Origin of the sequence: Methylorubrum sp. SL192 (assembly GCF_026672325.1) — a bacterium.
GTDB lineage: Bacteria > Pseudomonadota > Alphaproteobacteria > Rhizobiales > Beijerinckiaceae > Methylobacterium > Methylobacterium extorquens.
The window spans coordinates 20,426-32,907 of record NZ_JAPPQV010000003.1 but is presented as its reverse complement, the minus strand read 5'-3'; the positions used below and the strand labels follow the sequence as shown (position 1 = coordinate 32,907).

Here is a 12,482-nt window from a genome sequence, read left to right as displayed (position 1 = left end):
TTCCGTCGAGGTGAGGCGGAATCGATCCCGGGCCGCGGCCACGCCCAACAGTCCGGCACCCCGGAGCGCTTCGCCTCACGCCTCCAGGTGACGCCGCCGGACGAGGCGGTGGATCAGGCCGCCACGGGGGCCGACCAGCATCGAAACGAGGTAGAGCGCGCCCGCCGCCAGCACGATCGCCGGTCCCGTCGGGAGCCGGATGCCGGCGTGGTAGGAGACGAGTAGGCCGGTCACGCTGGAGATCATCGAGACCAGCATCGCCACGGGGATCAGGCCCGACAGGTCGGCGGCCCAGAACCGGGCGGTGATCGCCGGTAGCAGCATCAGGCCGACCGCCAGCAGCGTGCCGAGCGCCTGGAAGCCGCCGACGAGGTTGACCACCACGAGCGCGAGGAAGGCGGAGTGCACCGGGCCGCCGGCACGGCTGACCGTGCGCAGGAACAGCGGATCGACGCACTCGATCACCAGCGGGCGGTAGAGCAGGGCGAGCGCGACCAGCGTCAGGCTGGCGATGCCCCCGAGCAGCGTGAGCGCGTCGTCGTCGAGCGCCAGCACGGTGCCGAACAGGATGTGCAGCAAATCGACCTGCGAACCGCGCAAAGACACGAGGAACACCCCGCCCGCCAGCGAGATCAGGTAGAAGGCGGCCAGACTCGCATCCTCCTTCAGCACGGTCGAGCGGGTGACGAGCCCGGCGGCCAGCGCCACCGCGAGCCCGGCCACGAGCCCGCCCAGCGTCATCGCCGGCAGCGACAGCCCGGCGACGAGGAAGCCTGCGGCGGCGCCGGGCAGGATCGCGTGGCTCATCGCCTCGCTCATCAGGCTCATCCGGCGCAGCATCAGGAAGACTCCGAGCGGCGGTGCCGACAGGGACAGCGCGAGGCACCCGGCCAGCGCCCGGCGCATGAAGCCGAACTCGACGAAGGGGCCGATCAGGAAATCAAGACAATCGGCAAACGTCACGAGACGGCCCCGTGATGCGCGCGGCCATGGTCGTGATCATGATGGCCGGGCTCATGATGATCGTGGTTGTGGTCGTGCGGGGCATGGCCGTGCGTCTGCGCGGAGCCGGCGCTCTCGTGATGCGCCGCGTGCGCGTCATGCTCGTGCGCGTCATGGCGGCAGATCGCGGCGGCCTCGTCCCAGGCCTCCGACAGGCGCAGCGCCCGGGCCAGCACCGGCGGCGTCAGCACCTCGCGCGTCGGCCCCCAGGCGATGGGCCGGCGGGCGAGAACGAGGGTCGAGGCGAAATGCGTGCGCACCTGGGCGAGGTCGTGCAGGGCCGCGACCACGGTGCGGCCCTCGCGGTGCCAGCCGCGGATCAGGGTGAGCAGGTCGGCGGTGGTGCGCTCGTCGATGCCGGTGAAGGGCTCGTCGAGCAGGATGATCCGCGCATCCTGCAGGATCAGCCGGGCGAACAGGGCACGCTGGAACTGTCCGCCGGAAAGGGTGCCGATCGGCCGGTCCTCGAAGCCGTTGAGCCCGACCGCCGCGAGCGCCTCGATCAGGCGGCTCCGCTGGCGGGTGAGGCTGCGCCACGCGCCGAGCGGGCGCCACAGCCCCATCGCCACGAGGTCGAGAACGCTCAGGGGGAAGCTGCGGTCGATCTCTGCGGCCTGGGGCAGGTAGGCGATGGCGCCGGAGCGCGGCCCCGCCTCGACGCTTCCGTCGAGCGGGCGGATCTCGCCGACGATGCCCTTCAGCAGGGTCGACTTGCCCGCACCGTTCGGCCCGACCACGGCGAGCAGGTCGCCGGGCGCGATGGTGCCGTCGAGATGGTGAACCGCCGGATGCCGGTCGTAGCCGAGCGTCAGGCCCTGGAATCGGATCGCGCCGGCGCGCGCGGCCTCGCCGCTCACGATTTGGCCCACAGGATCACGGCCCAGAGCAGGCTCGACAGGATGAGGGCGGCCGCGAGACGTGGGCCGACTCCGCTGCGGAACAGCGAGCGGCGCGGGAGGCGGACGGTCCCGCCGGCACGGGTCATGGGATCTCCGAGGATGGACCGGCGCGGGCGGTGTCGCGGAGGCCGGGATTATCGCGGCCCGCGCCGTTGCCCGCCTCGTTGCCCGATTGCAGCCGGACGCCTATCTTGGTCGGGCTGATACACTGTAACATGGACCGAGTTCAATCGGCCCGTGCCGAGTGTCGATTCAAGCGGCGATGATAAGCGGCGACACCGGGCGCCGAGACCGGGGAGGTCGGGATGCGCGGTCACGCGCAGCAGCAGCACGGCCAAGGCGAGGGCCAAGGCGAGGGCCAAGGCGACGGCAACCACGGCGATGGGCACGCGCACGACCATCACGGTCATGGCGCGTCCGCCTGCGATGGGCATGCCCACTCGGTCGAGGACGTGATCGAGCGGGCGGAGCGGCTCTGCCAGGCGCGCGCCTTGCAATTCACGCGGCTGCGGCGGGACGTGCTCGCGGCGGTGGCGGCGGAGCACAAGCCGCTCGGCGCCTACGACATCGCCGAGCGGATGAGCGCCCCCGGGCGCCGGGTCGCGGCGGTGTCGGTCTACCGCGCGCTCGATTTCCTCACCGAGCAGGGCTTCGTCCACCGCATCTCCAGCCGCAACGCCTTCGTCTCGTGCGGGCACGAGCACGGCGCGGGGGTGGGCCTCGTCTTCCTGATCTGCCGCACCTGCGGCGGCATCGATGAGATGACCGCCCCGGCGGTCGAGAGCGCCCTCGACCAGACGTTGGCCGGGGCCGGCTTCACCCCGACGAGCCGGATTCTGGAGGTCGAGGGGGAGTGCGGCGCTTGCCGCGGGCGCGGGGACGCGCTGCCGGACGAGGCGAGCCGCGCGTAGCGGGTCAGCACGCGTTGCGGTAGGCGCGCGGCGAGGCGATCGTCCGGAACAGGATCGTGATGTCGAGCCAGAGCGACCAGTTGTCGATGTAGTGCAGATCGGCCTGGACGCGGCTCTCCATCGCCGCGTCGGTCAGGGTCTCACCGCGAAAGCCGTTCACCTGCGCCCAGCCGGTGATGCCCGGCTTCACGTTGTGGCGGCGGGCGTAGAGGGCGATGCGGCGCTCGAAGCTGCGGTCATGCGCCAGCGCGTGCGGGCGGGGGCCGACGAGCGACATGTCGCCCCGGATCACGTTCAGGAGCTGCGGCAGCTCGTCGAGGTTGGTCCGGCGTAGCAGGGCGCCGATCCGGGTGATGCGCTCGTCGTTGCGCGAGGCCTGCCGGAAGGGGGCGTCGGGGGCAGCCTTCATGCTGCGGAACTTGAAGACGCCGAAGGCCTCCTGGTTGAAGCCGTAGCGCCGCTGCCGGAAGAAGACCGGGCCGGGGCTGTCGAGCTTGATCAGCACCGCGAGCGCGACGAAGAGCGGCGCGAGCAGCAGCAGCCCGATCCCGGCCAGCGTCACGTCGAAGGCGCGCTTGAGCAGGATCTCGCCGACCGAGAGCGGACGGCGGCCGATATTGATGCCCGAGAGCCGGCCGACCCGGGCGACCTGCAGGTCAGGAAAGCGGTCCATCATCGTGCCAGGCCGCAGGTGCAGGGCGGCCGGCACCCGCAGGAAGGCGTCGATGCAGCGCTCGATGTCGGCGGGCTCCGACCACGGCACCAGCACGAACACGTCGTCGGGCCGCAGGAACCGCACCACCGAGACCGCGAGGTCGAGATCCTCGGCGAGCAGGGTCTCCGCGTTCCCCGTGCCGGAGGCGGGTTCGGGACGGCGCAGGTAGCTCGTCCCGACGATGCGCAATCCCAGCGCCTCGACATCGTTGTTGGCGTAGAAGTTCGTCACGTCCTCCTCGTAGCCGACGAGGTGGACGCGGCTGGCGGAGGGCGAGCCGGAGGTGCTGCTGCGGCGTACCATGGCCACCGTCCCCGCGCGGACGAGGATCGTGACGGGCAGGCCGGCGACGAAAAAGGCGACCGAGGCGACGCGGGAGAAGTCCTGAGTCGTCTTCGTCGCGAAGCCGACCAGCAGGGCGACCGCCCAGGCCATGAGCCAGAGCGTCGCCCGGCGCTGCAGATGCGGCGTCTGCGACAGGCAGCGCTCGATGCTGTACTCGCCTCGGGCGAGGTTGGTGAGCACGAAGATCAGAGACAGGAAGCCGGCCGTCTGAAGGTTCATGCTGTTCGTGAGCGGGATCAACTCCCCGTCGCCGATATAGGCGTGGTAGGCCACGTCCGCCGCGAAGCCGACCGCGAAGATCGCCACGAGATCAGCCGCCAGCAGCGAGGCCGAGATGCCCACGCGCAGGGCCATGCGCCGCCGCCTCGGCAGAAGCGAGGCCCAGACGGAGCGGCTTACCCCGTCGCCGGGCAGCCGCTGGTACTGCTGAGGGGGGCGCTCGTGAAACATATGTCCCGCGCTGTGCTGCCCTGGGGCGGTGAAGTGTCCCGACGCGGGACGTTTTCGGCCGCCGCGCCCGGTTCTGCGGCTCCCCGCGCAAGCCGCGCACCGGATGCGTGCCGGTGCCATTGCTCGGGCCAAACGGGACTGAGATACGAGCCGACGGACGAAAGCCCGGCCTTCCGGATGAGCGGTCCCTGGACCGATCCTCCGGCGGGCTGGACCCGTCGCGGTGCGCGGGCCGAACGCAGACCGGCCCCCGACCGATCCCGTTGGATGCGATCGGAGGCCGGTGTGAAACGAAAGACGCGTTTTCTACGAGAGAATCGGTGGCATCGCGGTGCGAGGCCTTGAAAGATCAGCGCTTATTTCTTGAACAAAGCAATGCGGGAGGGCCGTCCGGTTATCGGTGCGGAGCGCCCTTCGGACGGAGTGCGGCATGAGAGCCGAAGCGATTGAGAATCCAGGGTTGCCCGGCCCGCCCGAGGTCGCCGCGACGACACCGTCCCAAGCGCGCGGACAAGCCTCCACGGCCCTGGCGGTGCTCCTGGGCCTCAGCCTCTCGCATCTCCTCAACGATCTCGTGCAGTCGCTTCTGCCGGCGCTCTATCCCCTGCTCAAGGCAGGCTTCCACCTCGATTTCGGGCAGATCGGCCTCATCACCTTCGTGTTCCAGGGGACGGCCTCACTGCTCCAGCCGGCGGTCGGCCTCTACACCGACCGGCGCCCGCTGCCCTACTCGCTGGCCATCGGCATGGTGCTGTCGCTGGCCGGGCTCGCCCTGTTGTCGGTGGCGTCGGCCTACGGGGCCCTGCTCGCCGCCGCGGCGCTGATCGGGCTCGGCTCCGCCATCTTCCATCCCGAGGCGAGCCGGGTGGCGCGGCTCGCCTCCGGCGGCCGTTACGGTCTGGCGCAATCGGTGTTCCAGGTCGGCGGCAATGCCGGCACGGCACTCGGGCCGTTGCTCGCCGCCTTCGTCGTGGTGCCGCATGGCCAGGGCAGCGTCGCGTGGTTCTGCCTCGCCGCGCTTGCCGGCATCCTCGTGCTCGGCACGGTCGGCCGCTGGTACGCGCAGCGGCTCGCCACGACGCCGCGAACCGCAGGGAAGAGCACGGGCGCCGCCTCCGGCCACCTCAGCCGGGTGCGGATTGTGGCGACGATCGCGATCCTGCTGGGGCTGATCTTCTCCAAATACTTCTACATGGCGAGCTTTTCGTCTTACTACACGTTCTACTTGATTCACCGCTTCGGCGTGCCGGTGGCGCTCGCGCAGGTCTACCTGTTTGTCTTCCTCGGAGCGGTGGCGGCGGGGACGATTCTCGGCGGCCCCATCGGTGACCGATTCGGGCGCAAGCTCGTGATCTGGATCTCGATTCTCGGCGTGCTGCCGTTCTCGCTCGCCCTGCCGCACGTGAATCTGTTCTGGACGGTGATTCTCTCGGTGCCGATCGGACTGATTCTGGCGTCCGCCATGCCGGCGATCCTGGTCTATGCACAGGAATTGTTGCCGGGCCGGATCGGGCTCGTCGGCGGCCTGTTCTTCGGCTTCGCCTTCGGCATGGGCGGTCTCGGCGCCGCGCTGCTCGGGGAGATGGCCGACCATGTCGGCATCGAGCGGGTCTACGATCTCTGCGCCTTCCTCCCGGCGCTCGGGCTGATGGCGGTGTTCCTGCCGCGGCTGCGGTAATGCCTCAGCCGGACCGGAGCATCGCCTTGCGGCACCCTCGGTCGATTGTCCGAACACGGGACGAGGGCAACGCCTGGGTGCCTCGCCCCGGATCCGATGTCCGGGACAAGGCTTTCGGGGCAGGCGGTCAGGCGGCCTGCTCGTTCTGCGGCCGGGCGAGGGTCTGGATCGACTCGAAGCCCTCGAATTGCGGGTGGCCGAGATAGAGCGGCTTGGTGCCGGGCACCCGGCCATGCGCCTTGCGGAACTGTTCCGAGCGGGTCCACGCCTCGAAATCGGCGCGCGAGCGCCAGACCGTGTGCGAGGCGTAGAGGATGTAGTCCTCGGCCTCCGGCCCCTTGAGCATGTGGAACTCCACGAAGCCTTCCATCTCGCCGAGATGACTGTCGCGTCCGAGCCAAACCTGCTCGAAATCCTCAGCCGATTCCTTGACGACCTTGAACCGGTTCATTGCGATGAACATGCCGTGACGCTCCCGATCTGAGCGAGCCGGCCCAACACGACCGCTCGAATATGATGACTCTACGTAGTCTCGCTCGTAGGCTGAGACAGGCCCCGCCGCACCGCCTGTGGTTTGCAGGGGCCTACCTCAGCGAATTCGTGAGAAATCCCACCAAACTCCGGATGGAGTTGCCGTTTTTGCCGCAGGAACGTTCGGTGAACAGAAACTTGCCGGAAAACCGAAAACTTTCATCTGGCAACAGGTAGGCTCTTGCATTGTGTATGCACTTCATGGTGATGCTGCAGCTAGGCTAAACCACTGCGATACGGCTGCCTCTAAAACGCATCTGTCTGACCTGACCCGGTAGTAGAAGCGTTTCGAGATGACCGAAGACGCTGGCAAAGGCTCAAGCGCTGCCGACCTAAGGTCCTTGGGTCGGTCCGCGACATCGAACAGGGACCGTGCCGTAAGATGATGCCGAAACAGACAACCGATGTCGACCGCCTCGTCGGGCTCCGGATCACCGCGTTGCGCAAGGCACGCGGCTTGAGCCAGACCGCGCTCGGGACCGCGGTGGGTGTGACCTTCCAGCAGGTTCAAAAATACGAGAAGGGCCAGAATCGCGTTGGCGCCGGGCGCCTGCGTGAGATCGCCCGGCTGCTCGAGGTCCCGGTCTCCGCCTTCTTCGAGGAAGGCGATGGCGCCGCCGCCCAGGAGCAGACCGAGGTGTTCGGCTTCCTGCGCGCGCACGGGGCCGTCGATCTGCTGCGGGCCTTCGCGACGATCGAGGACGATCAGATGCGCCGCGAGGTTCTGGCGATCGTGCGCAGCGCCGCCCGCCTCGGCCGCAAGAAAGACCCGGAAGTCGTCGTCGACGCCGTCGAGACGCGTCCGACCTGAAGGCATCGGGGCGGCCTGTCGCGGACGGCTTGCCGCGGACATGGCTTGCCCTGTGCCCTCCCTCGCCGAACCAGCATCGCCTCGACGTCGAAGAGCCCATCACCCCGAGCGCGCTCTGCCGACGTTCGGAAGAGCGACACGGGTTCCGTGCGATCCATGCTTCGACGGGGCGGCGATGCCAACATCGCCGCTTGAGCGTTTTCCGACGAAGGGGTCACCGGTTCGTCGAAAGAATGCGGGTCGAAACCAGGGCCGAGAGGCGCATCACGCTTCGGCCGTCCCGGCGATCAGGTGGAAGAAGCTGCCCGTGACGCGGCCCCGGCGGTGGCCGGCGAGGCCGAGCGGCACCCCTTCCGCATCCGTCACCCGCGCCAGCGCGAGGTCGTCCCCCGGCGCCGGCGTGAGTTCGCTCGCGTAGTGGAACTCGTGCCCGACGAGGCGCGTGCCGGCGGTGCCGAGCAGCCCGTCGTCGAGGAGATGCGCGACGCGGTAGCCGAGATGGAGCTTGCGCCGCCGATACGAGGTCGCGACCGGCAGCAGCCCGCACATCGGATGGGTGAGCCCGTCCGCATCCTCCAGGCTCTCGCCCAGAACCATGTAGCCGCCGCACTCGCCATGGACCGGCCGCGTCTGCGCGAAGTCGCGTAAGCCGCTGAGGAAGCTTTGCGCTGCTGCGAGCCGGCCCGCATGCAGTTCGGGGTAGCCGCCGGGCAGCCAGCAGGCGTCGCAATCGGCCCCCGGCGCCTCGTCGGCCAGCGGCGAGAACGGCACGATCTCGGCGCCGGCTGCGCGCCAGCCGGCCAGCATGTGCGGATAGAGGAACGAGAAGGCGGCATCCCGCGCCACCGCGATCCGCTGCGCCGGCGGCCTCGGCAGGCCGTCGGTGGCGACGGGGGCGTGCCCGCCGGCCACGGCAAGAATCGCGTCGAGGTCGAGGGAGCTTTCCGCGAGATCGGCGAGCCGGTCGAGGCGGGCGTAGAGATCGGCGGTCTCGCCGGCCTGGACGAGGCCGAGATGGCGCTCGGGCAGGACGAGGCTCGCCTCGCGCGGGAAGGCGCCGAGCACCGGCAGGCCGACTCGCGACAGCCCTGCCTCGACGAGGCGGCGGTGGCGCGGGCTCGCAACCTTGTTCAGAATCACGCCCGCGAGCCGGATCCGCGAATCGTAGGCCGCGCAGCCGAGCGCCACGGCCGCCGCCGATTGCGCGGCACCCGACACGTCGAGCACCAGAACCACCGGCCAGCCGTAGCGCGCGGCAATGTCGGCGTTGGCGCCGGTGCGGCCCTCGCCCGCGACGATACCGTCATGCAGGCCCATCGAGCCCTCGGCGATGACGAGATCGGCCTCGCTCGCGCTCAGGCCCGCGCAGGCATCGAGCAGCGCGTCCGGCATGGCGAAGCTGTCGAGGTTGAGGCTGGGCAGGCCCGTCGCCGCCTCATGGAAAGCGGGGTCGATGTAGTCCGGCCCGCATTTCGCGCCGCGGATCGCTACGCCCCGGCGGCGCAAGGCCCGCATCAGCGCGAGCGTCACCGTGGTTTTGCCGGAGCCGGAGCGCGGCGCCGCGACGAGGAGGCCGGGGGCGGGGGTCACGATGCGGCCTCGTCCGATGGTGCGCCAGGGGCGCCGACCGCGCCGCGGGGGCGGAAGCGGCGGTCGTAATCGGGGGCGTAGAGCGCGCTCTCGCGAAAATCCGACGGGTCGAGCGCCGGTCCCACCAGGATCAGGGCGGTGCGCTCGATCTTCTCCGCTTGGACGCAGGCGGGGAGGGTCGTCAGCGTCCCGGTCAGCACCCGCTCGTCGGGCCAGGTCGCGCGGAACACCACCGCGGCGGGGCAATCCGGCCCATAGAACGGGACGAGACTGGCGCAGGTCGGCTCGACCACGTGGATCGAGAGATGCAGCGCCAGGGTCGCTCCGGTGGCCGCGAAGGCGGAGAGCTGTTCGCGCTCCGGCATCGGGCTCGCCCGGCCCGAGGTGCGGGTGAGCACCACCGATTGCGTCAGCCCCGGCACGGTCAGCTCGCGCCGCAGCAGGGCGGCGGCGGCGGCGAAGGAGGGAACGCCCGGCGTGACGGTGTAGGGGATGCCCAGCGCGTCGAGCCGGCGGGTCTGCTCGGCCAGCGCGCTCCAAACCGAGAGATCGCCGGAATGCAGCCGCGCCACGTCCTGGCCGGCGGCGTGCGCGCGTCCGATCTCGTCCATGATCGCATCGAGATCGAGCGGCGCGGTGTCGACGATGCGTGCGCCCTCCGGGCACCACGACAGGATCTCGGGCGCCACCAGCGAGCCCGCATAGAGGCAGACGGGGCAAGCGGCGATCCGGTCGCGGCCGCGCACGGTGATGAGGTCGGCGGCGCCCGGCCCGGCGCCGATGAAATGGACGGTCATGACGCCCGCTTACAGCATCGGGACGCCCGTTGGGGAGAGACGATGGCCGAGGTTGCGGCAGAGCATTGAGGGGAACGCCTCAGCGGGACGGCTCCGCCGCGACTTCGCCCCAGCCCGGCAGCGGGAAGGCCTGGTCGTAGGCCAGATTGAAGACGAAGGCGTAGGCCACGTAAAAGGCCGCGATCGCGAGATCCATGACGAAAGCCTCGACGAGGCCGATACCGAGATACCATGCGATCGGCGGCATCAGGATCAGAAGCAGCCCGGCCTCGAACAGCACGGCGTGAGCCACCCGCAGGACGAGGCTCTTGCGCGTGTTCCCGGTCCACCGCTGCATCACGCGATCGAAGCCGAGATTGTAGACGTAGTTCCAGGCAGCCGCGGTGATGGCACTGCCCACGCCGATCACCCCCATCTCGGAGGCGTGCAGCCCGAACAGCACCGTTCCGAACGGAATGATGAGCGCGAGGCCGAACATCTCGAACAGGAGGGCGTGACGGATACGGTCGCGTGTGGTGCGCATGAATTGGCTCGGCAAGTCGGGATTGGCCCGGAAGGTCTGGGTTGGTCCGCCGCCTTCTATCGGCGATACCCTGGCTGCAAAGTTAGGATGTATCCGGAAATCAGATAGATGGCCGTTTCGCTCGACCAACTCCAAGCCTTCGTGGCGGCGGCCGAGGCCGGGTCGTTCTCGGGCGCCGCCCGCATGTTGCGGAAGGCGCAATCGGCCGTCAGCACGCAGGTGGCCAACCTGGAGGCCGATCTGGGGCTGGCGCTGTTCAGCCGGACCGGCCGGAACCCGGTGCTCACCCCGGCGGGGGAGCGGCTGCTGTCGGAGGCGCGCGTGGTTCTCGACCGGCGCGAGCACCTGATCGGCGTGGCGAGCAGCCTGGAGCAGCGGGTGGAGAACCGGCTGGTCGTCGCCATCGATGAACTCTACCCCGAGCACGCGCTCGGCGCTCTCTTCGCCGATTTCGCTCAGGCCTTCCCCTTCGTGGAACTGGAACTGCTCTTCCCGCTGATGGAGGATGTCAGCCGCATGGTGCAGTCCGGGGCGGCCGACCTCGGCGTGATGTGGCGCCAGGAGATCCTACCCACGGAACTCGGCTTCCAGACCATCGGCTGGGTGCCGCTCAAGCTCGTCTGCGGACGCGACCATCCGCTCGCGAAGGCGCGGGTGGAGTGGGAGGAGCTGAAACGCCACCGCCAGATCCTCGTTGCCGCGCGGAGCGACGGGCCGGAGAAGCGCCGTCTGCGGGTGGCGGCCGAGGTGTGGTGGGTGGAGAGCCACTGGGTGATCTTGGAGATGGTGAAACACGGGATCGGCTGGGCCTTCGTCACCGATCACGTCATCGCCTCGTCCCTCACCGCACCGGATCTCGTCACGCCGGACCTGCAGTTCGACAAGGGCGACTGGCCCATCGCCCTGGAACTGGTCTGGCACAAGCAGCGGCCCTGCGGCCCCGCCGCTTCATGGCTGCGTGAGCGCTTCGCGGCGGAGCGGATCGGCAGCGTGTCAGGCGGCGACCGGGCGGACTAAGGAACGGGCTTCGCGGAAGGTAGCGGCGGACGGCGCAGCGGTGCCCGCTCACCCCTGCTTTCGGAACGACGCGCTTACGCGACCCGGACGCGGTTCCGGCCCTCAGTCTTGGCGTCGTAAAGCGCCTTGTCGGCGCGTTCCAGGCTCTCGCTCAGCGCCTCGCCGGCTCGGAGCATCGCGACGCCGAGGCTCACCGTGATCGGAACCGCCGATCCTTTCCAGGCGACCGGCGCGCCGCCGACCGCGCGGCGCAGGCGTTCGGCGAGATAGGTCGTCGCGTTGTGATCGTGCGCCGGCAGCACGATTCCGAACTCCTCGCCGCCCAGCCGCGCGAGATGGCCGCCCTCGGGCAGGAGCGCGGTCGCCCGCGCGGCGAAGTCGCGTAGCACCGCGTCGCCCGCAGCGTGCCCGAACCGGTCGTTGATCGCTTTGAAATGGTCGAGGTCCGCGACGATGATGCCGGCCTCGGTCACGCCGCCGGTCTCGGCCGCAAGGCCCTGCCGGTTCAGCGCGCCCGTCAACGCGTCCGTTCGCGCCATTCGCGCGACGGCGGCATAGCCCCGCTCCGCTTCCAGGGCGAGAATCGCCGTGGTCAGGAGGATGGAGGTGACGTGATCAACGATGAAAATCGCGATGACGGAGAGCCGGACCGACGCCTCGGACACCGGCAGCAGGGGCAGGCAGATCACCAGCGCGATCGCGAGCAGGGCCCCGGCGATCAGGTGCCGCAGCGGGGATCGCCGCGGTGAACTTCGGAAGACGTAAACGGCCGCCGCCGCCTCGTGGACGGCATAGGCGATCGTGCTGCCGGCATTGACCGCGACGGCGCTACCGCCCGCGAGCGTGAGCCCGAGATGCGTCGCCGTAGGAAGCACGAACAGGCCGATCATCGGCCCCGTCACCGCCGGGCGCCCGTCGAAGAGCCGGAGCCCGATCCAGAAGGTCGCCCCGGCGAGCGACCAACCGAACGGCGACCAGATGCTGCCGTAATAGCCGAAATCGACGAACCACACGGCCATGGCCGCGCAGACGGCGTAGCTGGCCCCGAAGCAGAGGAAGTAGGTCTTCTGCCGGTGCAGCAGCCACGCGCAGAGGAAGATCGCGGCGCAGGCGCCGAACACCAGGAAATCGGTGAATTGCAGGGTGGGAACCGACAAGTCCGTCACCGCCTCGCCCCTCCCTGCTTCACGCGGCCATCCTCGCCGTATCGCGT

At 69.7% G+C, this 12,482-nt stretch carries 13 protein-coding genes; 4 read left to right on the top strand and 9 right to left on the bottom strand.

The features are described from left to right. Nucleotides 1–75 precede the first annotated feature (75 nt). From OVA30_RS01175 to OVA30_RS01165, 3 genes are read right to left on the bottom strand one after another with little or no spacing between them, the layout of a single operon-like run. Nucleotides 76–963 (bottom strand): metal ABC transporter permease, encoded by an 888-nt coding sequence (locus OVA30_RS01175; protein ID WP_015949999.1) that lies wholly within the window; start codon nt 961–963, stop codon nt 76–78. Next, a complete protein-coding gene (aztA, locus tag OVA30_RS01170; RefSeq protein ID WP_268174312.1) occupies nt 960–1,859 on the bottom strand; it encodes a zinc ABC transporter ATP-binding protein AztA in 900 nt (299 codons plus the stop codon). Before aztA ends, OVA30_RS01175 begins: the two co-directional genes overlap by 4 nt. Next, nucleotides 1,856–1,987 (bottom strand): hypothetical protein, encoded by a 132-nt coding sequence (locus tag OVA30_RS01165; protein ID WP_003600450.1) that lies wholly within the window; start codon nt 1,985–1,987, stop codon nt 1,856–1,858. Before OVA30_RS01165 ends, aztA begins: the two co-directional genes overlap by 4 nt. 219 nt (nt 1,988–2,206) lie before the next feature. On the opposite strand from OVA30_RS01165, the gene OVA30_RS01160 reads away from it, so the two are divergent. Beyond that, on the top strand, nt 2,207–2,812 hold the full coding sequence (locus OVA30_RS01160) for a Fur family transcriptional regulator (RefSeq protein ID WP_268174311.1): 606 nt from the start codon (nt 2,207–2,209) through the stop codon (nt 2,810–2,812). Nucleotides 2,813–2,816: 4 nt separating this feature from the next. Here OVA30_RS01160 and OVA30_RS01155 read toward each other — a convergent pair whose 3' ends face one another. After that, complete coding sequence (locus OVA30_RS01155) at nt 2,817–4,322, bottom strand: sugar transferase (RefSeq protein ID WP_268174310.1); 1,506 nt, start codon at nt 4,320–4,322, stop codon at nt 2,817–2,819. 430 nt (nt 4,323–4,752) lie between these two features. Between OVA30_RS01155 and OVA30_RS01150 the strand changes: the two genes are divergently transcribed. Next, entirely contained in the window at nt 4,753–6,000 is a 1,248-nt protein-coding gene (locus OVA30_RS01150; protein ID WP_268174309.1) for an MFS transporter, read from the top strand. Between the two features lie 127 nt (nt 6,001–6,127). Here OVA30_RS01150 and OVA30_RS01145 read toward each other — a convergent pair whose 3' ends face one another. Next, nucleotides 6,128–6,463 carry an antibiotic biosynthesis monooxygenase family protein gene (locus OVA30_RS01145; protein WP_268174308.1) on the bottom strand — a complete coding sequence of 112 codons (336 nt, stop codon included), beginning with the start codon at nt 6,461–6,463 and terminating at the stop codon, nt 6,128–6,130. A 450-nt stretch (nt 6,464–6,913) separates the two neighbouring features. Here OVA30_RS01145 and OVA30_RS01140 point away from each other — a divergent pair, with 450 nt between their 5' ends. Next, a complete protein-coding gene (locus tag OVA30_RS01140; RefSeq protein WP_003600443.1) occupies nt 6,914–7,342 on the top strand; it encodes a helix-turn-helix domain-containing protein in 429 nt (142 codons plus the stop codon). Nucleotides 7,343–7,606: 264 nt separating this feature from the next. Here the strand turns inward: OVA30_RS01140 and OVA30_RS01135 are convergent, their stop codons facing one another. The 3 genes from OVA30_RS01135 to OVA30_RS01125 form a co-directional block, all read right to left on the bottom strand. Next, nucleotides 7,607–8,932, bottom strand: a complete 1,326-nt coding sequence (locus OVA30_RS01135) for a cobyrinate a,c-diamide synthase (protein WP_268174307.1) — start codon at nt 8,930–8,932, stop codon at nt 7,607–7,609. Continuing rightward, nucleotides 8,929–9,729 (bottom strand): precorrin-4 C(11)-methyltransferase, encoded by an 801-nt coding sequence (gene cobM / locus OVA30_RS01130; RefSeq protein ID WP_268174306.1) that lies wholly within the window; start codon nt 9,727–9,729, stop codon nt 8,929–8,931. Before cobM ends, OVA30_RS01135 begins: the two co-directional genes overlap by 4 nt. Before the next feature lie 79 nt (nt 9,730–9,808). After that, the gene (locus tag OVA30_RS01125; RefSeq protein WP_268174305.1) at nt 9,809–10,252 is read right to left on the bottom strand and encodes a PACE efflux transporter; all 444 of its coding nucleotides are present in this window, start codon (nt 10,250–10,252) and stop codon (nt 9,809–9,811) included. Between the two features lie 108 nt (nt 10,253–10,360). Here OVA30_RS01125 and OVA30_RS01120 point away from each other — a divergent pair, with 108 nt between their 5' ends. Next, nucleotides 10,361–11,269: a LysR family transcriptional regulator gene (locus OVA30_RS01120; RefSeq protein WP_268174304.1), complete on the top strand. Its 909-nt coding sequence runs from the start codon at nt 10,361–10,363 to the stop codon at nt 11,267–11,269. A gap of 74 nt (nt 11,270–11,343) precedes the next feature. Here OVA30_RS01120 and OVA30_RS01115 read toward each other — a convergent pair whose 3' ends face one another. After that, nucleotides 11,344–12,435, bottom strand: a complete 1,092-nt coding sequence (locus OVA30_RS01115) for a GGDEF domain-containing protein (RefSeq protein ID WP_268174303.1) — start codon at nt 12,433–12,435, stop codon at nt 11,344–11,346. Nucleotides 12,436–12,482 lie beyond the last annotated feature (47 nt).

Coding starts and splice junctions, on each gene's coding strand:
- OVA30_RS01165 (WP_003600450.1), bottom strand. CDS start 1,987: ATGACCCGTGCCGGCGGGACCGTCCGCCTCCCGCGCCGCTCGCTGTTC.
- OVA30_RS01160 (WP_268174311.1), top strand. CDS start 2,207: ATGCGCGGTCACGCGCAGCAGCAGCACGGCCAAGGCGAGGGCCAAGGC.
- OVA30_RS01155 (WP_268174310.1), bottom strand. CDS start 4,322: ATGTTTCACGAGCGCCCCCCTCAGCAGTACCAGCGGCTGCCCGGCGAC.
- OVA30_RS01150 (WP_268174309.1), top strand. CDS start 4,753: ATGAGAGCCGAAGCGATTGAGAATCCAGGGTTGCCCGGCCCGCCCGAG.
- OVA30_RS01145 (WP_268174308.1), bottom strand. CDS start 6,463: ATGTTCATCGCAATGAACCGGTTCAAGGTCGTCAAGGAATCGGCTGAG.
- OVA30_RS01140 (WP_003600443.1), top strand. CDS start 6,914: ATGATGCCGAAACAGACAACCGATGTCGACCGCCTCGTCGGGCTCCGG.
- cobM (WP_268174306.1), bottom strand. CDS start 9,729: ATGACCGTCCATTTCATCGGCGCCGGGCCGGGCGCCGCCGACCTCATC.
- OVA30_RS01125 (WP_268174305.1), bottom strand. CDS start 10,252: ATGCGCACCACACGCGACCGTATCCGTCACGCCCTCCTGTTCGAGATG.
- OVA30_RS01120 (WP_268174304.1), top strand. CDS start 10,361: ATGGCCGTTTCGCTCGACCAACTCCAAGCCTTCGTGGCGGCGGCCGAG.